This is a genomic window from Pseudoalteromonas sp. CuT4-3, assembly GCF_035666335.1.
GTDB lineage: Bacteria > Pseudomonadota > Gammaproteobacteria > Enterobacterales > Alteromonadaceae > Pseudoalteromonas > Pseudoalteromonas atlantica.
In genome coordinates, this window is the sequence record NZ_CP142030.1 from 64,177 (window position 1) to 87,056 (window position 22,880).

At 41.3% G+C, this 22,880-nt stretch carries 21 protein-coding genes and 1 pseudogene; 6 read left to right on the forward strand and 16 right to left on the reverse strand.

The window, feature by feature from the left end:
- Positions 1–37: 37 nt before the first annotated feature.
- The gene (locus VOI46_RS00325) at positions 38–832 is read right to left on the reverse strand and encodes a YggN family protein (RefSeq protein WP_324738109.1); all 795 of its coding nucleotides are present in this window, start codon (positions 830–832) and stop codon (positions 38–40) included.
- Positions 833–1,212: 380 nt separating this feature from the next.
- Here VOI46_RS00325 and VOI46_RS00330 point away from each other — a divergent pair, with 380 nt between their 5' ends.
- Positions 1,213–1,398: a hypothetical protein gene (locus tag VOI46_RS00330; protein WP_004589020.1), complete on the forward strand. Its 186-nt coding sequence runs from the start codon at positions 1,213–1,215 to the stop codon at positions 1,396–1,398.
- Positions 1,399–1,509: 111 nt separating this feature from the next.
- Here the strand turns inward: VOI46_RS00330 and VOI46_RS00335 are convergent, their stop codons facing one another.
- From VOI46_RS00335 to VOI46_RS00345, 3 genes are all read right to left on the reverse strand, one after another.
- Entirely contained in the window at positions 1,510–2,001 is a 492-nt protein-coding gene (locus VOI46_RS00335; protein WP_096040934.1) for a glutathione peroxidase, read from the reverse strand.
- 119 nt (positions 2,002–2,120) lie between these two features.
- Positions 2,121–2,420 (reverse strand): AzlD domain-containing protein, encoded by a 300-nt coding sequence (locus VOI46_RS00340; protein WP_004589018.1) that lies wholly within the window; start codon positions 2,418–2,420, stop codon positions 2,121–2,123.
- A complete protein-coding gene (locus VOI46_RS00345; protein WP_289156384.1) occupies positions 2,417–3,121 on the reverse strand; it encodes an AzlC family ABC transporter permease in 705 nt (234 codons plus the stop codon). Before VOI46_RS00345 ends, VOI46_RS00340 begins: the two co-directional genes overlap by 4 nt.
- 149 nt (positions 3,122–3,270) lie before the next feature.
- On the opposite strand from VOI46_RS00345, the gene VOI46_RS00350 reads away from it, so the two are divergent.
- Positions 3,271–3,933 (forward strand): cytochrome b/b6 domain-containing protein, encoded by a 663-nt coding sequence (locus VOI46_RS00350; RefSeq protein WP_004589016.1) that lies wholly within the window; start codon positions 3,271–3,273, stop codon positions 3,931–3,933.
- Positions 3,934–3,997: 64 nt separating this feature from the next.
- On the opposite strand, the gene VOI46_RS00355 is transcribed toward VOI46_RS00350, so the two are convergent.
- Together VOI46_RS00355 and VOI46_RS00360 are read right to left on the reverse strand one after the other, a co-directional pair.
- Positions 3,998–4,450, reverse strand: a complete 453-nt coding sequence (locus VOI46_RS00355) for a cytochrome c (RefSeq protein ID WP_024032101.1) — start codon at positions 4,448–4,450, stop codon at positions 3,998–4,000.
- Positions 4,451–4,543: 93 nt separating this feature from the next.
- The gene (locus tag VOI46_RS00360; RefSeq protein WP_029772237.1) at positions 4,544–5,014 is read right to left on the reverse strand and encodes a DUF2721 domain-containing protein; all 471 of its coding nucleotides are present in this window, start codon (positions 5,012–5,014) and stop codon (positions 4,544–4,546) included.
- A gap of 238 nt (positions 5,015–5,252) precedes the next feature.
- On the opposite strand from VOI46_RS00360, the gene VOI46_RS00365 reads away from it, so the two are divergent.
- Together VOI46_RS00365 and VOI46_RS00370 are read left to right on the forward strand one after the other, a co-directional pair.
- Positions 5,253–8,960: a S8 family serine peptidase gene (locus tag VOI46_RS00365; protein WP_324738110.1), complete on the forward strand. Its 3,708-nt coding sequence runs from the start codon at positions 5,253–5,255 to the stop codon at positions 8,958–8,960.
- Between the two features lie 133 nt (positions 8,961–9,093).
- Positions 9,094–11,280, forward strand: coding sequence for a S9 family peptidase (locus tag VOI46_RS00370; RefSeq protein WP_324738111.1), 2,187 nt, complete (start codon positions 9,094–9,096; stop codon positions 11,278–11,280).
- 42 nt (positions 11,281–11,322) lie between these two features.
- On the opposite strand, the pseudogene VOI46_RS00375 reads toward VOI46_RS00370, so the two are convergent.
- From VOI46_RS00375 to VOI46_RS00390, 4 genes and pseudogenes are all read right to left on the reverse strand, one after another.
- Positions 11,323–12,806 (reverse strand): annotated as a pseudogene (locus tag VOI46_RS00375) (HAMP domain-containing sensor histidine kinase).
- A 10-nt stretch (positions 12,807–12,816) separates the two neighbouring features.
- A complete protein-coding gene (locus VOI46_RS00380; RefSeq protein ID WP_126005436.1) occupies positions 12,817–13,542 on the reverse strand; it encodes a response regulator transcription factor in 726 nt (241 codons plus the stop codon).
- Between the two features lie 58 nt (positions 13,543–13,600).
- Positions 13,601–14,335: a spondin domain-containing protein gene (locus tag VOI46_RS00385; protein WP_324738112.1), complete on the reverse strand. Its 735-nt coding sequence runs from the start codon at positions 14,333–14,335 to the stop codon at positions 13,601–13,603.
- An 11-nt stretch (positions 14,336–14,346) separates the two neighbouring features.
- The gene (locus VOI46_RS00390; protein ID WP_024032094.1) at positions 14,347–15,048 is read right to left on the reverse strand and encodes a spondin domain-containing protein; all 702 of its coding nucleotides are present in this window, start codon (positions 15,046–15,048) and stop codon (positions 14,347–14,349) included.
- Positions 15,049–15,229: 181 nt separating this feature from the next.
- On the opposite strand from VOI46_RS00390, the gene VOI46_RS00395 reads away from it, so the two are divergent.
- A complete protein-coding gene (locus VOI46_RS00395) occupies positions 15,230–15,595 on the forward strand; it encodes a DUF4870 domain-containing protein (protein WP_096738882.1) in 366 nt (121 codons plus the stop codon).
- A 55-nt stretch (positions 15,596–15,650) separates the two neighbouring features.
- Positions 15,651–16,085 carry a YqaA family protein gene (locus tag VOI46_RS00400; RefSeq protein WP_024032092.1) on the forward strand — a complete coding sequence of 145 codons (435 nt, stop codon included), beginning with the start codon at positions 15,651–15,653 and terminating at the stop codon, positions 16,083–16,085.
- A gap of 2 nt (positions 16,086–16,087) precedes the next feature.
- Here VOI46_RS00400 and folX read toward each other — a convergent pair whose 3' ends face one another.
- From folX to VOI46_RS00430, 6 genes are all read right to left on the reverse strand, one after another.
- The gene (gene folX, locus VOI46_RS00405) at positions 16,088–16,444 is read right to left on the reverse strand and encodes a dihydroneopterin triphosphate 2'-epimerase (RefSeq protein ID WP_024032091.1); all 357 of its coding nucleotides are present in this window, start codon (positions 16,442–16,444) and stop codon (positions 16,088–16,090) included.
- A 2-nt stretch (positions 16,445–16,446) separates the two neighbouring features.
- Entirely contained in the window at positions 16,447–17,001 is a 555-nt protein-coding gene (gene folE / locus VOI46_RS00410; protein ID WP_004589001.1) for a GTP cyclohydrolase I FolE, read from the reverse strand.
- A 24-nt stretch (positions 17,002–17,025) separates the two neighbouring features.
- On the reverse strand, positions 17,026–17,745 hold the full coding sequence (gene folM, locus VOI46_RS00415; RefSeq protein ID WP_004589000.1) for a dihydromonapterin reductase: 720 nt from the start codon (positions 17,743–17,745) through the stop codon (positions 17,026–17,028).
- A 117-nt stretch (positions 17,746–17,862) separates the two neighbouring features.
- Complete coding sequence (nadE, locus tag VOI46_RS00420; protein WP_324738113.1) at positions 17,863–18,699, reverse strand: ammonia-dependent NAD(+) synthetase; 837 nt, start codon at positions 18,697–18,699, stop codon at positions 17,863–17,865.
- Positions 18,700–18,768: 69 nt separating this feature from the next.
- Positions 18,769–19,395, reverse strand: coding sequence for a DUF480 domain-containing protein (locus tag VOI46_RS00425; protein WP_324738114.1), 627 nt, complete (start codon positions 19,393–19,395; stop codon positions 18,769–18,771).
- 41 nt (positions 19,396–19,436) lie between these two features.
- On the reverse strand, positions 19,437–22,799 hold the full coding sequence (locus VOI46_RS00430) for an ATP-binding protein (protein WP_324738115.1): 3,363 nt from the start codon (positions 22,797–22,799) through the stop codon (positions 19,437–19,439).
- Positions 22,800–22,880 lie beyond the last annotated feature (81 nt).

Here is a 22,880-nt window from a genome sequence, read left to right on the forward strand (position 1 = left end):
AGTGCTGCTAAAGGGATGTTAAATACGGTGCGGTGTATTAATTTTGTTTAATGGTAAATAACTCGTAGCCTTTTAGCTGGGGTAACTGCGCTACTAATTGCTCTTCTTGCTGTGCTATGTTGGCAAAGCTGTCGCATAAAGAGTTGGCACGCTTTTCAAGCGCACTGGCATGCAGCTCTACTTTTTCTTCTATTTGCGCGCCCATATTTTCCATGCGTTGCTCAAATGCATCCATATCTCCACCCGAACCGTGCAGCTCAGAGCCTAAAGCAACTAAAATACTGCCCATTGATTGCATAACGGCAGACTCAACCACGGTTTCTATTTGCTCCTCAAATTGGTGTTCAAAGTTTTCACCAAATTGATTAAAGCTTTGTTGGCCCATTACAAACGTACCTTGTTGATAAAAGGTGTTTTCTACTTCAAGTCTTATATCGTCCATCAGGCCAGATAAGTCATCAAGGCCATCAATATTAAATGCGTTAGCTACTTCCTCTAATGCTACACCGGCTATTTTCACTCCGTCTAGGGCAATATTAGCGACCTCAGGTAGCTGCGTACGTAAGTTGTCTGAATACTGGGTAAGCGCTTGGCGCTGTTCGCTGTTAATGGATACTTGTTCGCCATTTATAGTTAAGTTGCCATTGCTGTTAAAGCGCATGAATTGATTAGATGCGGTAAAAATTTCTAATTCGCTAGGTTTAATGCGTACATCGTTTTTAAACTCTACATTGCACTGCTCATTGCTAAACGAAATACCCGCATTGCTATCGTTATGTGCCATTGCAGCGGGTGTACAAATTAAAGCGCTTACTAATAGTAAATTTTTCATGTTTATTCTCTAATAATTGTTGATGACAGCTAAGTATTAACAAGTTTGGTGCCATTATTTATTTTTATTTTAAAACAGTAGGTTATGAAAATTTGTGTGTTTGTAATGATTTTTAATTTTGATAAATAAACTACTTTTTAGTCAAAAACACTAAAAATAAATAAATGATAAATTTTATTTGTCGAAACGATAAAAAACTCTCACTTTCCACTTTCTTAATTTAGCGCTATTTATTCACAATATTGACATGAAGGCTATTTACGATAGTCACGTGGCTTTATTTTGGTGCTAATTTGTTCGTATTTTAGCGCTAAACATTTTTAATTTACCAAGTGCAGGAATAAACCTGAGTTGGTCTCAAACACTTTATGGAGTGGGTTGTGGGTAAGACATTTAGTTACGATGCGCTAGATGATGATTTTGTTGAAGACGAGTACGAAATGGTCGGGCGTAATCAGCATGACAAAAAAAAGCAAAAGGTGAAAAAGAAGTTGGAAGATTACCTTGAGCAAAAACGTTTGCGTAAAAACCTAGGTGAAGACGACTTAAACGATTACATAGACTAAATTGTGCTAGTTAAAATAATGCGCCTTTTTATTAGGGTTTGAATGTGCGTTTACGCATGTTTAAAGGCTAAACATTGGCAATAAAGAGGCTTTATGCCTCTTTATTACTTATTATGTACTTAATTTAGCGAGTGCTTGTTGAATAGTGGTTTCTAGCTTTTCTGGTTTTGTAAAAGGCGCATAGCGCTTGATAGGTGTGCCATCGGGCGCTATCAAAAACTTAGTGAAGTTCCACTTTATTTTTCGTGTTAAAAAGCCGGGTAAGGCCGATTTTAAATACCTAAATACAGGGTGGGCGTGACGACCGTTTACATCAACCTTAGCGGCCATTAAAAAGCTTACCCCGTAATTAATTAAACAGCCTTGTTGTATTTGCGTTGCGTCGCCTGGCTCTTGCTGACCAAATTGATTACATGGAAAACCAATAATAACCAATCCGCTTTTAGCGTACTTACTATGAAGAGTTTGTAGCGACTCGTACTGCTTAGTAAAACCACACTCACTTGCGGTATTAACAATAAGCACAACCTTGCCTTCAAAGTCGCTAAAGTTAATTGTTTTACCGTCTAACGCAGTAGCCGTTAATTGATGAAATTCATGCATGATGGATGCTTTTTTATTGTTGTTAGCTACATTCTACCCGCTGTAGCGCGTTACTAAAAGTATAAAATTTAGGCTTGTTAATACCGCCCTTAACTATGCGCTAATGGGTTGGCTGTTATTTAATTTAAAATTAAAAATAACCCCATACTGGCAAGCGTTGTGTAATAAATATTATGTGTTTTATAGGCAACAATAATGGCAACGATAGCTGCGCTTAAATAAGGGTTGTGCCAGTTTAGGTTGAGCCCGTCTTCATTTATAAAAATAATAGGTACCCAAATAGCGGTTAGTACAGCGGGTGCGCTAAAGCTTAAAAACTGCTGCATTTTAGGGCCCACTTTAAAACCAAGGCGTTGATGTAAAAATAAGTAACGAGTAAAAAAGGTAATACACGCCATTAATAATATAGTGAGCATCATAACGGGCTGTCCTTTTTTTGTGTAAGCCTTACAGTAAAGTAGCCTGCACTCATTGCAAGTAAAGCAGCACAAACCAACCACAACTCAAACCCTGTGCTTTTTAAAACTGTGGCGCTAATACCCGCAACAATCACGGTAACCAGCGAGGCTAAATTTTTTATGCCCGGTACCACAAGCGCAATAAATGTAGCTGCAATAGCAAAGTCGAGCCCTAAATTTGTTAAATCAGGGAGTACACTACCTGCAACTATGCCTATGAGTGTCCAAAGGTTCCATGCAATATAAAAACTAAAACCCGCGCTTAAAGCGTATATTAGGCGCGCTTTTGTTTTATAGGCTTTGCGGTGATGCGAAAAGGCAAACAGCTCGTCGGTTAGTACAAAACTTATTGGTAAGCGCCACCGTAATGGCTGTGAAATAACTTTATGACGTACGGCTAAACCGTATAAAAAATGCCGAGAGCTAATAATAAATGTGGTAAATAAAATAGTCAGCAAAGGGGTGTTACCGGCCATTAGTTCAATTGCAACTAATTGTGCAGAACCCGCGAATACAAGTAATGACATTGCTTGTGTTTCAAAGGCACTAAAGCCATTTTGAATCGCTAAAGAGCCACATAATATTCCCCAAGGAACGACCGCCAGGCAAAGCGGGAGCATATCAAAAAAACCTTTTAATACTGCGCGTTTAGTTATATTCATTAATACAAGTAAGTAATAAGTTTGTGCGTTTAGTGTGCCATAAATAGTGCTTTATGTAATATCATTAATGCAGCGGTAGTAAAACTTTGGAATAATGGCTTTAGTATCAAAATAATGTGCCAGGGCCTGGCAACAAGTTGAGGATTTATATGCAAAGTATAAAAGTATGGGACGGCTTTATAAGAAGCTTTCATTGGTTGTTAGTGATTAATATTGCTGTGCTTTACTTTAGCATTGACGAGGGCATGATTGAGCTTCATTTTGTGGCTGGCTTTTTCGCAATCGCATTAATAGTGACCCGTTTAGTTTGGGGGCTGGTGGGCAGTAAAACGGCAAAGTTAAGCGCGTTACTGCACTCGCCAATAGCAGTATTTAAAGAGTTTAAAAACCCCATTAAAGGGGTGGGTCATTCGGCGCCAGGTAGCTACATGGTTTTGTTGTTTTTTGTACTTATAATAGTGCAGTTAGTGACCGGGCTAATGAGCAGTGATGGCATTTTGACTGATGGGCCTTTGGTTGAGTATGTGTCGAGCTCAACGGCTGATTTTGCAAATTGGCTGCACCGCCTTAATTTCGATATTTTATTTTATGCCATTTGCCTGCATGTTGCTGCCATTGTTGTGTATAAAATAAAAGGAAAACCACTTGTCAAAGCAATGATCACCGGTAAACAGGCTAACAGCGAGCAAGCCACTCAAACTAATATAGATAACACGAAAGCTCCTTGGTTGGCGTGGGCTATTTTTGTTGGATTGTTAGTGCTACTGGCTGTTACGTGGGGCAAAGAACCACTTAGTTATTTGCTAAGTTAATAGCTAACAAAAAAACAAAACGGCGCATAAAGCGCCGTTTTAGTGTGTATTGTTTTAATTGTAATTAGTCTTTAAATTGCTTGTGGCAATCTTTACAGCCTTTGGCCCATGCGCCAAATGCCTTACCAATTACCGCCTTATCGCCAGATTGAGCTGCTAAAGCTAGCTTATCTGCATTGGCAGCAAAGGCATTGGCTTTTTTAACAAAGGTTGCATTATCAGACCATACATCAGCTAATGCAGCTGTATCACCTTTATCAGTGCCTTCGTAAAACGCTTCCCATGGCATTTTAGAAAGGGCTGCTGCGTTATTAGCGCGCATTTTAAATTGCTCTGCATCAAAAGGAATTTTACCTTTTAGCATTGCGCCCATATCGCTAATTTGCACTGAAATCATAGAAAACGCAGCTTGACGGTATTCAATAGCATCACTTGGCTCTTTAAATGCAGTATTTGCAGATACGCTAAGTGTACATGTTGCTAAAGCAACCCCTGCTAAAAATTGTTTTAATTTCATGTTTATTAATCCTTATATTTTATTTCTCGACGAGTGTTTTTGTATCTTAGCCTCTGCTTTTATTCAAGCGAATAGAGCAAAATTAATTAAAAGTTAATCGTTTAAATCTATATCAGCGAATATCATTCCTCGGCGCATACTGCGGGTGGCCAAAAATACTTCACCAAGTAGCGACATAAAACCACATATTAATAAGGCCATTGCAGCCACAAAGCAGCTGGCAATTGTTACCCCTAAATTAATAGACTGAATGTGTGATAAGAATAACAGCATAACCACAGCGCATACTAGCAGGGCGCTAAGCACACTCATACTAAAAGCAATATGAATACATCGAGAGCGCTTTAACAGGGCTCGCAGCTCTGTGGCCAGGGTTTTATTAAAATCTTCATCGGTACTTACCTTGAGTTTTCGCTCAAGTTGTCGCGCACGGTCAGTAATGCGTGCTAAACGATTAGATAAAACCCCGAGCGTGGCAGCAATACCCGTAATTAAAAAGACAGGGGCGACGGCAGTCTGAATTACTTTGGCCATGGTTAAAATATTTATAACGTCGTTACTCATTTATTTTCCATAGAGGAGTTAGGATTTGTTTACAGTGGTTTACAAATGTAAACCAATATAAAAGCACTTAATATACAGTGCTTTAAGTGCAAAAAGAGTGCTTAAGCACGTCGGGTTGTAACTTACTTGTAATATTGCTGTTGCTAGCATAGGTGCTGAAGTTTTATATTAAAATCACAATTCTAATAATATTGAATTGAGTAAATACAATAATATAAAACTCACTCCAGGGGAAATAATGTCTAATATAACACTGAAAAGAACCGCTATTTCATCAGCTATAGGTTTAGCTATGATGTCATACGGTGCAGCCGCCGCACCTGATTTATCTAAAGGATATGTCCCAGAAACATCAAGTGTAAAAACATACTCTCAAGATAAAACCATTTCTACTAAAGCACGCTATATTATCCAGCTTGAAGACGAGCCGCTAGCAACCTACAAAGGCGGCATTGCAGGGCTTGAAGCAACCTCTGCAGCAGTAACTGGGGATAGTAAAGTTAATCTATCTTCAGCACCTGCGTTAAAGTACAGCAGCTACTTAAAAGCAAAACAAAAAAGTGTAGCGCAAGTAGCCGCATCTGTTAGCGGTGGCTCAGTTTCACATTCATTTAGTACGTTATTCAACGGTATCGTGGTAGAAGGTGAGCAAGGTCAACGTGAAAAACTCGCTAAACTTGCGGGTGTAAAAAAAGTATTTTTAGATACTGAGTACCACACATTAATGGATGCTTCTATTGATGTGATTAGAGGCGTTGAGGCATGGCAGGCGCTTGGTGGTCAATCTGAAGCTGGTAAAGGCGTTAAAGTTGCTATTATTGACTCGGGTATTCGCCCAGAAAACCCTATGTTTTCAGATGTGGGTTTTGCAGCTGCAGAGTTTAGTGAAGAAGAAGCAGCTTACATCGCAGAAAACCCCGATTACTGTCGTATAGAGGGCGGAGAAGCTGATTTTTGTAATAATAAATTAATAGTGGCGCGTGCATTTGGTCCCACACCAAGTGATGTTCACCCTGATGAATATATTGGTTCTCCACTCGGTTATGACGGTCACGGAACGCATGTTGCGGGTACTGCTGTAGGTAACCCAATTGAAATTACTTACCAAGACAATAACGTGTCAATTTCAGGTGTTGCACCAGCGGCACAGTTAATGGCTTATAAAGCGCTTTGGCACACAGCCGATGGACGAGGCAGCGGTACTACCGTTGCACTAATGGGGGCATTAGAAGCGGCCATTAAAGATGGCGCAGACGTAATTAATAACTCGTGGGGCGGTGGTGCAGGTGGTAATCCATCAAGCAGTGCATACAGTGATTTATTCACAGCTGCAGAAGAAGCGGGTGTAGTGGTTGTAACCGCAGCAGGTAACGATGGAAACGGCGCACAAACTATTGGTTGTCCTAGCTGTATTGAGTCTGGTTTAACAGTTGCCAATACGCAAACAGGGCGTTTCTTCTCTCAACAAATTGAAGTGGCAGGCGAAACCTATTTAAGCATTGAAGGAAGCAATGGTTTATTAACCGACCCTATTTCACTTCCTATTATTTCGGCGCAAGTGATTGCTCCTGATAATTTTGAAGGGTGTGAAGAGTTTGCTGAAGATATCTCATTTGCAGACTCTGTAGCATTAATCTCTCGTGGTAGCTGTGCGTTTTCAGCCAAAGCTGAAAATGCGGCGAAAGCAGGTGCAACAGCGGTAATTATCCACAACAATGTTGCTGGCGGTGCAATGGGCATGTCTATGGATGACGCCACAATTCCAGCCTCAGCGATTAGTCAAGAAGATGGTTTAAGCTTGGTTGAGCTGTTAACTGCAGCTGAAGAGCCGGTTATTGCTTCACTCGACCCTAGTGTTAAAAGAACAATTCAAGAGAAATTTACTGATGCAGTAAACTCTTCAAGTTCGCGTGGTCCTAATGGTGAGCCTAGCTTCTTAAAACCTGATATTGCAGCGCCAGGTACAGATATTTTATCTGCGTACTCGCCAGATGAAGGTAATGGTATTACCTTTAATGCGATTACAGGCACAAGTATGGCAAGCCCTCATGTTGCTGGTGCAGCAGCATTGATGAAGCAAGCTCACCCAGAGTGGAATGCGGTACAAATCAAAACGGCGCTTATGAGCTCATCTAAAATGGATGGCCTACATAAAGAAGACTTAGTAACCAAAGCTGATGCATTTGATGTAGGTGCCGGTCGATTAGATATGCCTAATGCGCTAGAGGCAGCACTTACATTTGATCATGGCTCTTACGCCGATCCAAGTTGTTTAAGCGTTTGTAGCTTCTCAAATACCGTGCAAAATATGACTGATGTTGCTGGTGAGTGGACTGCAAAAGTAGTAACCGATATGCAAGGCGCTGAAATTACGGTTTCGCCTAGCACCGTTATGCTTGGCGCGCACGGTTCTACCTCTACAGATTCTGAAGGTGCAGAAACAAGCACTGACATGGCTGAATTTAACTTAGATATTGATTCAACATTTAACGATGTAAAAGGTTGGAACTTTGGCCACGTAGTGTGGACTCATACTGAGACAGGTCAAATCGCTCACTTACCATTTGCTATTTACGATAACGAAGCAACCAATAGCAGTGTGTTTAGTGCAACAGTCGATGCCGATTCTTTAAATTCTTCTACTCCAGCAAAAGTGGGTGTGCAATTTAATAATACTCTGTTCACTGACGAGCTATCAGTAAATGTAAAACTTGATGAAAATGCGGAGCTTCTTAAAGGTGCTGCCCCTGTTGTTGAAGTGACTAATGGTGCAGGTGAAGTAACATTAAGTGAAGACAATAAAGAGCTAACCTGGACGGGTACATTGGGACCAAAAGAATTTGCTATTAACAGCAGTGATTTCTTAGGTACTTTCTCATTGGCTGATGAAGGCATTGAACCACAAGCGTGTCCTGACGGGTGTGATGAGATAACCATTACGGTTGAAGCTGACTTTATTTTTGATGGGAAAGAGTACTCAGCATTTACTATCTCAGATAACGGCTTTATTGCTGTTGGTGCAGATGTAAATACAACTAACTCTTGGAGCCCTCAAGCAATGCCTAATGCACGTACACCTAATGGTGTTATTGCGCCGCTTTGGGCTGACTTTGATTTAGCGGGTGGCACGAGCGGTGGCGGTGAGCTTTATGTGGCTAAATTTGATAGCGGCTATGTAGTTGTAGAATGGCATGACGTTGAGCTTTGGGGTAGTTCTTTAGGTGATAAGTACACGTTCCAAGTGATCTTAAAAGAAGGGACTGATGAAGTTCGTATGAACTACATTGATGTGCCTGCTTTACCTGCACCTTACTCAGCGGGTGTAGAGTCTGCTGATGGCAACGTAGGGGCAATGCTGGACACAGTTCCAACGGGTAATGCTATTGGTAGTGGCTACTTAGTCGATCAAATCAAAGGCGGTGTTGTTGATATTCAATATCAAGCCTTTGCAAAAGATCGCAGCCATTACACCGCTGCAGATGCAGTAGAAGTTGATGAAGAGCAAACAGTGACTATTGATGTATTAGCTAATGACATGGCTGAGTCGCGTTTTGTATTTGACGCAGTAGCTTCTTCAGAAACAGAAAATGCAGAGTTCTCTGCCCATAAAGGTGTAAGAATTAAAGGCAGCTTAGTGGCATCAACTATTGAGGTGGTTTCTGCACCTGCAAATGGCTCTACAACCGTGAATGAAGATGGCACGATTGATTATACGCCAAATGCACAGTTCTCTGGTGAAGATAGCTTTACATACACAGTGCGTGAAGCATCAGGCACTAGCGCCGAAGAAACTATGGTATCAATCGTTGTTAACGATACCATTGCAGACCCTCTGCCAGTGACGCCAACACCAGAGCCTGAAAGCAATGGTTCATCGGGCTCACTAGCTTGGTTAACGTTACTTGCTGCGCCGTTTGCATTTATGCGTCGTCGTAAACAAAAGTAATATTATAACTAGCACGTTATTTTAAAGGGAGCCTCGGCTCCCTTTTTACATAGCTTCACAAACTAAATTACACCACGCTTTATTATTAGGTATATTTAATAGCACCAATAATAAAAACCATAGAGATTTCATAATGATTCGTTCTTCATTCACGCTAGCCGCGTTATCACTCGCTGTGCTAGCCGGGTGTGATAATGCGCCAAAAAGTACACCTTCAGATACAGCAACTACTATGCAAACACAACAAACAGAAAAACCAGTGAGCGCCGTGGCGCCAATTGCTAAAAAAGTACCTCATGAAATGACGATTCATGGCGATACGCGTATTGATGATTACTACTGGTTGCGTGATGACGAGCGTAAAGCGCCAGACGTTATAAGTTACTTAAATGCTGAAAACGCTTATACCGAGGCAATGCTTGCGCATACTCAAACATTGCAAGATAAGTTATTTGAAGAGTTAAAAGGGCGTATTAAAAAAGACGATGACTCGGTGCCTGTTAAAAAAGGCGACTATTTCTATTCATCACAAACGCGTGGCGAAAACGAATACCCTACCTATGTTCGCAGTAGCGATTTTAAAGGCACTGATCAGCAAGTTATTTTAGATGTAAATGCGTTGGCCAAAGATCACGACTACTTTGCTGTAAGTGGCTTATCTGTAAGTACTAACGGAAATTTAATGGCGTACGGGGAAGACACCGTTAGCCGTAGAATTTACACCATAAAGGTAAAAGATTTAACCACAGGCCAATTACTCGAAGACACGCTTGAGGGAACAAATGGCGGCGTTATTTGGGCAAACGATAATAAAACCTTTTACTACATTAAAAAAGATGCACAAACCTTACTTGGCTATCAAGTTTTTCGCCATACGTTAGGTACACCGCAAAGCGATGATGAACTTATTTACGAAGAAGCTGATACAAGTTATTACACGGGTATTAGTAAGAGCAAAGATGGCTCAGAAATATATATTTGGCACAGCAGCACCAATGCCTCTGGTATGTCGGTACTCAGCGCAGATGATAATAAAGCAAAACCTAAGCGCTTAATTGAGCGTGAGGACGACCTAGAATACAGTATTTCAAAGCTTGGCAATACGTATTACATCGTCACTAACTTAAATGCGGTTAACTTTCAGCTTATGAAGGTGGATGTAGATAAAGCGCATGATAAAGCAAATTGGCAAACGGTAATTGCGCCGCGCGATGATATTAAGCTAGAAGGCGTTGATTTATTTAAAGACTACCTTGTATATCAAGAGCGAGAACTGGGTCAGTTGCGCCTTATTGTTCGCCATTTATCGACAGGAGATGAGCATACGCTAAGCTTTAACGACAGTGCCTATACCATTGCAAGCTATGGCAACAACGATATAAACAGCGACAAATTACGTGTTTATTATACCAGTATGACGACACCGGTTTCGTCGTACGATATTGACCTTAAATCGGGTGATAAAACCCTACTTAAGCAGCAAGCCGTGTTAGGTGATTTTAACGCAGATAACTATGCCTCGGAGCGTATTTTTGTAGGTGCGCGCGATGGTATAAAAGTGCCGGTAAGCTTAGTGTACCGTAAAGATGCATTTAAAAAGGATGGCACAAACCCGTTGCTGCAATATGGTTATGGCTCGTACGGCGCCACCATGGATCCTACTTTTTCAAGCTCACGTTTAAGCTTATTAGACCGTGGCTTTGTGTTTGCTATAGCGCATGTGCGTGGTTCGCAAATGCTAGGACGCCCATGGTATGAAGACGGAAAGTTACTAACTAAAAAGAACACTTTTAACGACTTTGTTGATGTAACCAAATCATTAGTGGCACAAGGTTATGGCGCAAAAGACGAAATATTTGCCTACGGTGGTAGTGCTGGTGGTTTATTAATGGGCGCGGTGGTTAACCAAGCACCAGAGCTATATAAAGGGGTGGTTGCAGCAGTGCCTTTTGTTGATGTAGTCACCACCATGCTTGATGCAAGCATACCACTTACTACCAATGAGTATGGTGAGTGGGGTAACCCAAATGAAAAAGAGTATTACGATTACATGCTGTCGTACTCGCCGTATGATCAAGTCTCAAAGCAAGCGTATCCTAATATGTTAGTGACTACCGGTTTACATGACTCACAAGTTCAATACTTTGAACCGGCTAAGTGGGTTGCAAAGCTGCGTGACTATAAAACAGATGATAATAAACTGCTGTTTAAAATAGATATGGAAGCCGGCCATGGCGGGGCGTCTGGTCGCTTTAAACGCCTAGAAGATACTGCGCTAAACTATGCATTTATGCTTGATTTAGCCGGTATTAAAAACTAACAAAATCAAAATTAAGTAATGTTCTAAAGGTATAGCCGTTGGCTATACCTTTATTTTTTGCGGCAAGTTAAAGCTAAACATAGTGCCTTTGCCCAGCTCACTTTGTACATTTATTTCACTGTCCATAAGTTTTAGTAACCCCTTACAAATAGCCAACTCTAAGCCACCTTGTTGGCGCCCTTCGTTATTTGAATTTGAAGCCTGATAATGCGGATTAAAAATCGCGTTTAGCTCATCATGCTTAATACCCACGCCAGTATCAGAAACCTGCACAAATAATTGCTTTTCATCAATACGTTTAACGTTTACAGCTATGCTGCCGCCTTTAGGTGTGTGCCTTATTGCGTTATCAATTAAATTACTTAAAACACGCTCAAGTTTTGCAATATCGGCTACAACAGGAAAATCGCAAATTGCGGGCTCTACCGTTAAGTTAAGGCCTTTTTTCTCGGCGGTTAGAGAAAACTTTGCAATGCAATCGTAAATAAGCTCACCTAAATTAAAGGTTTCTTTGTGAATGCTTATTTCGCCGTTTTCTAAATGGGCTAATTCAAAAATTTGTTCAATAAGCTGTTTAAGCTGCGCGCAGTTATTAAGGGATACATGTAAGTATTCTTGTTGTTCTTGAGCACTTAATTGCGACCCCGACTGATTAAGCACCTCTAAAAACCCCTGCAAAGAGGCAAGGGGGTTCTTAAATCGTGAGATAAGTGGGTAAGCAACTCCTTGCGCTGTTTATCGCTTTGCTCAAGTGCTTTAAATTGCTCGTCAATCCGGGTAACCATAGCTTGAATGTTACGGCCTAAACTGTGCACTTCGTTACTTTTTTGAGTTGAATAGTTACTGAGCTTGGTATCGGTAAGGCTGTAATTAGCTGCTTCAATATTGCTTACATCACGGGCTAATCGCTGAATAGGGTTGGTAAAAAAGCGCAGTAAAATAAGCATCGCAATCAGTAAAAATGCAAGTGCAGCTCCAAGCCATAATGCGGCAAGCCATAGTTTGTCATTATTTTTAATTGTGTTTAAAGAGGTATCGTAAGCTTCACCGCCAATAATTACATACAAGTACCCTTGCAGCTTATCGTTATTAAAAACAGGCGCTACAGAGAATATTTTTTGCTGCGCTTTATTTCTTGGATCATCACCATAAATTGGCGCTGCAGCTGGGTTGTTAATCAGCTTTTTTAAGGGGGCTAAATTAATATGAGTGCGTTTAACTTTACCAGGCTCTGCTGAGTAAGTGAGGATTTTTCCGTTTTCATCTACAAAATAAAACTCAAATGCGGGGCCTAATAACATTAAGGTATGAAATAGGTTTTCTAGGGCTGCGTAGTCGTATACGCCTTCTTTTATTAATGGGTTATCTTGTACTAAATGCTCAGCAAGGGCTAAGTGCAGGTTTTGCTCGCCATGATGTTTTGAGGTGAGCTCTAGTTGTTTACTCCAGCTGTAAACGAGTGCGCAAATAAAACAAAATATAACCACCAACGACACCGCTAATTTCTGATACAAAGATAGGTTCATAATAAGGCTCTTAAGTAAGTTGGCTTGGATTTAGTTTGTAGCCAACGCCCCAAACGGTTTCGATAATAGGCGCTTGATGATGTAGCTCAAGTTTGGCGCGTAACCTATTTATATGTGAGTTAACGGTATGCTCGTACCCGCTGTGCTGATACCCCCATACTTTGTCGAGCAATTGCTGGCGGCTAAAAACATGATTTGGGTGGCGAGCAAAATATACCAGTAAATCAAATTCAGTGGCGGTGAGGTTAAGTGCTTGTTCGTCTAAATAAACTTGATGTGAGCTAAATTCAATATTGAGTGAACCTATATTTAACCTTTGTTCGCTGCACGGGCTGTCGTTTTCGTTATTTTGAATTGCTAGAAGCTGTGAGCGGTGGCGTAATTGTGTTTTAACGCGGGCTTGTAATTCGCGAGCAAAAAAGGGTTTACAAATATAGTCATCAGCACCCATTTCAAGGCCAATTACACGGTCCATATCGCTACTGAGCGCGGTAAGTAAAATAACGGAAATGGTAGGGTAGTGCTCTTTAATTTTACGGCATAAACTCAAGCCATCCATTTGTGGCAGGTTTATATCCAGTAAAATAAGCCCGTAAGGTTGTTTTGCTATTTTTTTTAGTGCGAGCTCAGCGCTTACAACATGATCAACATGCAAATTTAACGCAGCAAGTTGAGTTGTTATTAATTGCCCTATTTCTCTGTCGTCTTCTACTACCAGTATTTTTTCGTGCCGCATGGTTAACCTCGTAAAAAAGGGACATCCGTGTCGCCTCACATCCCCATTACAAGCTGTTTTACTGTGTACGAGTGTTCACGATTTTTGATACTGGGTTATCAAACTTATGTTCAGCACCTAGTGCAGAGGTTGATAAGCCATCTTGATTAGACACAACACCTGGGTGCATTGTGATTATATCGGCAATATCGTCGCGTATTTCGTTAAACCCTTCGCCGCCAGCAGCGGGACCAGGCACAGTGTCAGCTGTTTCTGTATTCGCCTCCGTACCTGCATCGTAAACGGACGTCGTTCGTGATATTGAACTGCCTACTTCCAATGTTGATACATCTACAGAACTAAGACCGGTAAAAGCGTCATTTGTATTCCCAAGCATGGCAGCAAAAGATAAATTAAGAACATCTTGTGCATCAACTAAAAGGGTTACAGAGGTTGTTTCGCCAGGGCCAATACCGCCTTCAGCCGAGACTGAAGCAAGTGCATTTTCATCGCTAAGGTACTCTTCATTAGCGCCGCTTTCTGCAATCATTTCTAAACCGACAGAAGCCGTCTCACCAAATTTCCATGGTGGGGTTTCATCAAATGCAATGACCGAGAGTGGTGATAGTGGTTGTCCAGCCGTTAAGTTACTAAAAGTGATAGTAAACTCATAAACAACAGGTTCGGGCTCTACAATAACCACAGGTTCTTGATCTTCAATAGAGTCGTTATTATCGTTATCGCCACATGCGGCTATTGAGCTGGCTAACAGTAAAATAAGCGCACTTTTTTTAAAATTAGAAAGAGATGACATAATTAACTCTCCTATTTAACCGTCACAGTTAATTTTGCAACGGGGTTTAACCATCTGTGTACAGTGTTATTCAAATCACTGTTTCCACCTTCTAGGTCATCATCGCCAAGGGCCCCCGGGTGAATGTGCACCATCGTATTTGTATCGCCAGTTGTAATACCTGTACCGTTAGTGCCTGCTTGGCCGCCCGGTGCAGCAGGGATGCCTAATACACCAGGTGCACCCGAGCCTTCTACTACAAGTTCGTTATTTGCTTCTGTACCTGCATCATAACCATTGAGGTAAACAGTATAGGTGCCTGCTTCTGTTGGAACTTTCCAGCTATCTAGACCTACAAAGCCATCATTGGTTGGCAGTAACATAGCCGCTACAGATAGGTATTCGTTGCCATCGGTAGTTGTGAGCTCTGCTGTTGCAGACGCCGCGGGTGCTAAAAGGCCTGCCGCTGGGTTTTCTGCAATATCGCTGCTCGATGCTGACGCTTGAGTAACAAGTGCTGATATATCGCCGCCTTCAGCCATTGCTTGCAGTGCAGCAGAGGCTTCGGTTGCGACTTCAAAAAGTTTATCTTCGCTATCGTGTGCTGTTATTAGTACCGGTGTAAAGTAAAGGCCTTTAGTAAGGTTAGTAATTTCTACTTCTAGCTCTGCTGCCAATGTTGATTGGCTAGCTACTGCTAAAAGGGTTGCAACTGTAAATGCTGAAGCTTTCATTATTATTTCCTGTAAGTGATGATTCAGGCTAAGTATTGAATAACCACCTCAAGAAACTCTCACAAAGTTATCACTTTTTTATCACAGCTGGTTAGGGCGTGTTATTTAACAATATAGCCGCCTCTATATAGACACCTGCTCAATAAAAAGGCAGTATGTATTAACTAATAAGGAGAGCGTAATGGAAGAAAATCAACAGCTTGAGCCGTTATCAAAAGACGAAAAAACATGGGCTATGCTTTGCCATTTAAGCGCTGTAGCCGGTTTTGTTATTCCGTTTGGCTCTATACTTGGGCCATTAGTGGTATGGCTTATTAAAAAAGATGAAATGCCAATTGTCGATTTACACGGTAAAAAATCGCTTAATTTTCAAATTTCTATGGCTATAGCTTACTTTGTGTGTTTTTTACTGGTATTTGCCGTAATCGGCCTCGTTTTGCTGCCTTTAGTGGCTATTTTTTCTTTTATCATGGTGGTTTTAGCCAGTATTAAAGCCAACGAAGGGAAAGAGTTTAATTACCCACTGAGTCTAAATTTGATAAAATAAATGACGACTCTTTAATAAACCCAGCAGTATGCTGGGTTTTTACTTTAAGTACTTAATGCTTTATATCACCTTATTTTTTAGTGCGTTTGTGTCCGCTACTTTATTACCAAGTTCTTCAGAAGTGGTACTTGTTACCATGATAAGCCAAGCAAAAGCTAATCTGTGGCTGCTGTGGTTAGCCGCTACTTCAGGTAATGTGCTAGGAAGTTGTGTTAATTATTGGTTGGGAACTCATGTGCTACGTTTTAAGCACAAAAAGTGGTTTCCGGTATCGGCCAAGGGGCTTGAAAAAGCGCAATCTCAATTTAAAAAATATGGGGTATATAGCTTACTGTTTGCTTGGCTGCCGATTGTTGGCGACCCACTAACGGTAATTGGCGGCATATTTAAAGTGCGTTTTAGTCTGTTTTTATTATTAGTAAGCATTGGCAAAGGCGCGCGGTATTTAGCCGTTATTGCCCTTGCCAGTGGTGCACAAGCGGTTTTGTAAAGTTACTTTGACCAATCAAGCGTGAGCGAAACTGAGTCGGCAAAGCGCAGTGCATGCGGTTTATCTACTCTGGCTTTTGCGTAATGCACGCTTGGATGTGTATGGCATACTGCAAGTATTTCGGCAACCAGCTTTTCAAGCAACAAAAAGTGCCCTTGCTCTACTAGGTTTATCACCTCTTTGGTGATCACTTTATAGTTAAGCGCTTGGTCCACTTCGTCTGTTTTACAGGCGTCATCAGCAGGGTAGTGAATTTCTAAATTAATCACTACATCTTGCTTTTTTTCCCGTTCTTCTGGGTTAAAACCAATAAATGTACGTAAGCGTAAGTTGGTTACGTTAATAATTGCGTTGGCCATAATTAACCCTTAATAAGCTGTAAAAACTCGTTACGCGTTTTAGAGTCACTTCTAAAGTTACCTAGCATTACAGAGGTACGCATGCTTGAGTTTTGCTTTTCTACACCGCGCATCATCATACACATGTGTTTAGCTTCAACAATAACGCCCACGCCTTTAGCACCGGTTACTTCTTCAACTGCTTTTGCAATTTGATGAGTAAGCTGCTCTTGAATTTGAAAGCGGCGAGCAAACATATCAACAATACGTGCAAATTTAGATAAGCCTAGTACTTTGCCATCGGGAATGTAAGCAATATGGCAACGACCAATAAATGGCAATAAATGATGCTCACACATAGAGTAAAGCTCTATATCTTGTACAAGTACCATGTCATCAGCGTCTGAGCTAAATACCGCATTATTGGTAATTTCATCAAGCGTTTGACGATACCCTTTGGTTAAATACTCCATAGCTTTTGCTGCACGTTTTGGTGTATCGAGAAGACCTTCTCGGCCTGCATCTTCACCCACAGCGGTAATAATGTTTTGGTAGCTTTGCTTTAAATCGTCATGCATAAATTTCTCAGTTTAATGTGTGTTCTACTTTAAATGGCGGCCGCCATCAACAGGCAAAGCGCGGCCTGTGATGTAGTGGCTGCGCAGTAATAAATCAATACTATTAATAATTTCTTGGCAACCTGGCTCTATACCCATAAGAGATTTCTTAAGGGTTTTAGCACGGTAAGCCTCGTCATCGTGCTGATTAAAAATAATCAACGATGGCGCAACCGAATTCACCTTTATGTTTGGTGCGTACTTAGCGCTAAACGACTTGGTTAAGTTATCAAGTGCAGCCTTACTTGCGGCATAGGCAATGTGCTTTGGGCTACCTGTTTCAACAACGTAATCGGTAAGATGAATAATGTCAGCCGGTGTGCAAGTATCAGCTTGGTATGCCATTAATAGCTGTGTACAGGCATTATTAATTAAATACGGTGTTTTGGCATGAATGCGTATCATGTTATCAAACAAACTCGAAAAATCAGGGTTACTGGCTTCGCAGTCCCAGCTAGAGGCATTGTGCACAATGGCACGTAAAGAGTGAGTTTGCTGTTTGAGTGTTTCAATAAAGCTAGCTATACCGGCATCGCTGCTAAAGTCGGCGTGTATGCATACGGCGCCTTGTTGTTCTAAGTCGTCGACTGCATCGTGGCGCGTACGATAGGTAATAATAATAGCTTGGCCTTGCGATAAAAAGTGCTTAGCAAGCGCAAGGCCAATACGTTGACCAGCGCCTGTTATTAAAATAGGAGATGTCATGTAATGCAGTTTTCTCTTTGGCAGGCGTTAAAATTAACTATAAATCAATTTTTTGTTTTACGTAACATTACGGCGAATAGATCAGCTAGTGCATACGCAGCACTAGCTGTTTAGCCGTTATAAATCATCGTAAATAGTCGGAATGGGTTGGCGCTTATGCTGAGTGCGACCATAAATATCAGTTAGCTTTTGCTCAACCTCTGCAGCCACCGGCTTGCCTTCTAAAAAGTCGTCAATTTGGTCATAGCTCAGTCCTAATGCTTCTTCATCGGTGAGGCCTGGGCGGTCACTTTCTAAATCAGCTGTTGGGGCTTTTGTTACTAATAGTTCAGGCGCACCTAAGGCAGTTGCAAGTGCGCGAACTTGACGTTTTGATAAGCCAAATAATGGGGCTAAATCGCATGCGCCATCACCAAATTTGGTGTAAAAACCAGTAATGTTTTCAGCGCTGTGATCGGTACCCACAACGAGGCCTTGGCAAAAACCAGCTATTTCGTATTGCGCTACCATGCGTTGGCGTGCTTTTACATTACCTTTTACAAAGTCAATTTTAGCTTGCTCTGGTAGCTCTTCACTACTGCCTACTACTGCCGCCATAGCTTGCTCGTGTAATGCATCGGCAGCGGGTTTTACGTTGACGGTCATGCGTTTACTTGGCTTGATAAAATCAACGGCCATTTGCGCTTCGTCTTCATCTGCTTGTACACCGTATGGCAAACGAACCGCAATAAATTGGTACTTATTAGTGTTTTGCTCTGCGTTTAGTTCATCTACGGCTAATTGGCACAAGCGCCCGCAGGTCGATGAGTCAACACCGCCGCTAATTCCAAGCACTAGCGATACACTATGGGCTGCCACTAAACGTGCTTTTATAAAGTTAACTCGACGGGTAATTTCGGCGTTTACATCAATAGTTGGCTGAACTTTCATTTCAGCCATAATTTCGGCGCGCATGGCCAGCTCCTCGTTATTTAATAAGTTGTTTTTAAATAGGCTTACATTATCTGGTTTAGTGGTTATTAATTAAAGTCCTAAATGTGCTTTTATACGGCTAAGCTCAGCTTTTAGTTCCTCAATTTCTGCAAGTAACTCGTTAATTTCATCGTTTTTAACTTCTGCGACTTCTGTAGCTGGCACTGGGCTTGGCGCTACTGCTGGGTCAGCAAAAAGGTGCATGTAGCGACTTTCTCGTTTGCCGGGCTCGCGCTCAAGCTTTGTTACGTAGTCATCTTTTGCTAACGCGCTCAGGGCGGTTTCTACTTCGCTAACGTTTGTAAAGTCAGCTAGGCGAGCGCTGCGCGTTCTTAGCTCACCGGGTGTTTGTGCGCCGCGTAACAGTAGTAAACATATAATTGCCCGTTGCTGCGTGCTCAACTGTAAGCTATTAAATTCTGTATTACAAAAACGGTGATCGTATTTATTAACTCGTCCCGAAAGCCCTTCGTCTAGCGTTACAAGGTGCTGACTTATAAGCTCATCAAGTGTTTGTTGCACCTCACTTTCGCTCAAGTTTACAACCGGGTCTCGATTTGATTTTTGGTTACACGCATTCGTCAGTGCGTTCAACGACAGTGGATAATGCTCGGGTGTAGTGCTTTGTTTTTCTAAAAGGCAGCCAATAACGCGCTGCTGATTTGCTGATAAATGCATGGCTTTTCTTTATTAGTAAACAGTATTTTTAGCTTACACCTTTATTGTGTACCAAGCCATTGTTGTAATTTAGGCTCTAGTGCTGCGGAATCTAAAGGTTTGGTTAAATAATCGTTCATTCCTGCATCGAGGCACTTCTCTCTATCGCCCTGCATTGCGTTTGCCGTTAAAGCAATGATTGTAATATGTTTATTATGCTTACCCGCTTTTCCTTCGCGTATAGCTTGCGTGGCTTGGTAGCCATCCATCACGGGCATTTGGCAGTCCATTAAAACTAACTGGTATTTTTTGTCTTGGCTGCTGTTTAGTTTATCTAGTGCATCTTGACCGTTTTGTGCAATATCAAAGGTAAGCCCAACTTGTTTTAACAACGCTGAGGCCACCACCTGATTTACTTTGTTATCTTCTACTAAAAGCACTTGCGCGTGCGCTGATATTTCTTTGGGCTTTTCGGTTAACTCATTTTGCAGTTGTGCTTGGCGCTGTTGTTGCTCAATGTATTTATCGTTAGTGAGTGAATCAAATAAATCTGACGGAGTAAGCGGTTTAAATATCAGGCAGTCTATATTTATGCCAATGTTGTTATGCTCTTGCGAATAACTCATTGGTGCCATAACAACCAGTTTGCTTTGCTTGGTGGTTACTCGGTTTTTTAATGTATTTATTTGCGGGTGCGCAGCTTGCTCAAAAAAATGATAATCGACTAATAATGCATCTGGCTGGGTATCGCAGTTATCAAAATAATTAATGATGCCGCTATAGTCACTTAAAATATTAACGTGTGCGCCCCATACGCGTAATTGTTTGGCGGCAATATTGGCGTTAAGTGTGCAGGCATCAATAATTAAAATATGTTTGTTATTAATTAAGTGGCTGGGTAAATCTTGCGCTTTAGTTAAACGGGGCTGTATTTTTATAGAAAACGAAAAAGTACTGCCTTCATTTAGCATGCTGGTTACGCTTACTTCGCCTTCCATTAGTTCACAAAGCTGCTTAACAATAGCTAGGCCAAGGCCTGTGCCGCCAAACTGGCGGGTGGTTGAGGCATCGGCCTGAGTGAATGAGTCGAATAAGGTTTTTTGTTTTTCTGCGTCTATTCCTATGCCGGTATCAATAATAGAGCAATGTAAAAAACTGCCATCGGTGGTTTCATCTATCTGCGCGGTCACCAGAATTTGCCCATCAATAGTAAACTTAACGGCATTGCCAATCAGGTTATTTAAAATTTGACGCAACCTATTCGGATCGCTAATTATTTCACTGATAGTAATTTGGGTGGCATCTAAAATGAGATTGGTATTGTTTTGCTCCACTTTAAGCGCAAACGACTCAACAACTTCACCAAGTAATTTAGGTAAGTTAAATTGCACATTTTCTATATCAAGTTTACCTGCTTCAATTTTAGAAAAGTCTAAAATGTCGTTAATTATATTTAACAGCGACTGAGCTGAAGATTGTGCAAGCTCAATATGGTGCTCTTGCTGCTGGTTGAGCTGGGTGCGCTTGATAATATTTAGCATGCCCAGTACGCCGTTCATGGGGGTTCTTATTTCGTGGCTCATACTGGCTAAAAATTCACTTTTAGCCATTACTGCTTGCTCTGCAGCTTCTTTGGCGGTGACTAGCTGTTGCTCTGTTTCAATACGTTGCTGACTTGAATGCAAGCTGCCCACGAGGGCGGCTACAGCAATTAAAAAGCTTTCTTCGTTACGTGACCACGGGCGCATTGAAGCACATTGCTCAGCGCATACTATGCCAATGGTGCCATTTCCTGCCGGTATGATTGCGCACAGCATGGCATTAATATTGAGCGGCGCAAAGTAATGCGCTTTAAGGGGTTTTAGTAGAGGGTGATTTTGGGCATCACTGGTGCTAAACACAGCGTGTTTTTCTATGGCTTCAAAAAAATCAGGCGCCTCTTTTTTAAGCCAAACCGCATTATTATTACCCATTCTGTTTTCAATATTATGGGATGCTATAGGACTCAATGAGGTTTTTGAGCTATTAAAAAACCAAATACTGGCTTGCTCAATGTTTAATGCATGGCAAATAGATTCAGTAATAACTTGTTTAGATTGGCTTAATTGGCCACTTAAAATAAGGTCGTTGGCTGTAAGCGACGCTAAAATTTCGTTATGTAGGGCAATTTTGCTGTTTTCAAGTTCAATGCGCTTACGGGTATCAATATTTTGCAATGAGCCAAATATTCTTACACAGCGCTCGTTTTTGCGCTCAGCTTCACCATGAATAAGCACCCACATTTCGCGCCCTTCAGAGTCAATTACTTCAAGTTCGGCTTCGTAACTTTTGCCTTCTTTAATTGCAGATTCAACCAGCTGAGTGATACGTTCTCTGCTTTCACCGGCTTTAAAGTAATTTAAGTTTGTAGGCCAGGTAGGCTCTTTATTTAGCGGGTATTTAAAGATTTTTTTGGTCATATCTGACCAATACACTTGTTTGGTTTCTAGATTAAATGACCACGCCCCAATTTGGGCAAGGTCGCTCATTGCCTCCAGCATTTTTTCGTTTTGTTGCTGGCGGTTTAGCATTTTTAAAAAGAATAAGAACGCCCATATTAGTAATCCGCAAATAATTATAATGGCGATTCTAAGCGGCCATATAGTTGAAGGTGCAGGGCTCCAACCTTCTTTAGGGGCTACGTATAATTGCCAGCTTCCCCCTTGAAAATTGAGCGTAAAATCAAGCGGCTCTTGTGAGGTTATATTGTTATTGCCATAAAAAAACTCGCCTTTTTTGCCTAAACCATGACGCCCTTGAATAGCAATGTTGTAGTTTTTTTCAAGCTCTTTTATGCCTGAGTTTTTGTATACTTTTTCAATGTCGAGCACCACAGATAACAACCCCCAAAAGCGGTTTTCAGGCGGAATATAAACAGGCACTCTGGCAATAAGGGCAATGTCGCCTTGCACTAGTTTAAGTGGTCCTGCCATAACAATAGTATTGGTATCACGGGCTCTAATGGCATCTAGGCGTTGGTTTTTGTTTTCTAAAAAGTTTAAGCCAATGGCTTTTTCGTTACCTTTTAGTGGGTAAGACATACGAATTATCATGTCGGGTGCACCACCAATATGGCGCAGTTCACTGGAGGTTTTAAACAAAGGCGCGGCAATTTGCTCAAACCGTGCCTGCTGTAACTCAGGTTCAGCTGATACAGCAACCGCTAATCCACGAACTAGCTGAATGTTTGATACCAAGGTGGCTTCGAGTTGTGCACGGTATGTACTTACTTGAGATAAAATTTGTAGGCGGTGGGCGTCTTTTGCGCGATTGTAGTTAATTCTATCTAACACAATGCTTACTAGTATTATTAGCGTAAGCGATAACCAAAAGGTCAGCTTATAGTTGCTGGTAGTGTTTTTTTTGTTGTTATTTTTTGGCGGCATTGGCTAAGTCATGCTGTTATTTTAGGCAATTTAACTATAGCTAATTTATTGTATAAATAAAAACGGCGCTGATAAATTAGC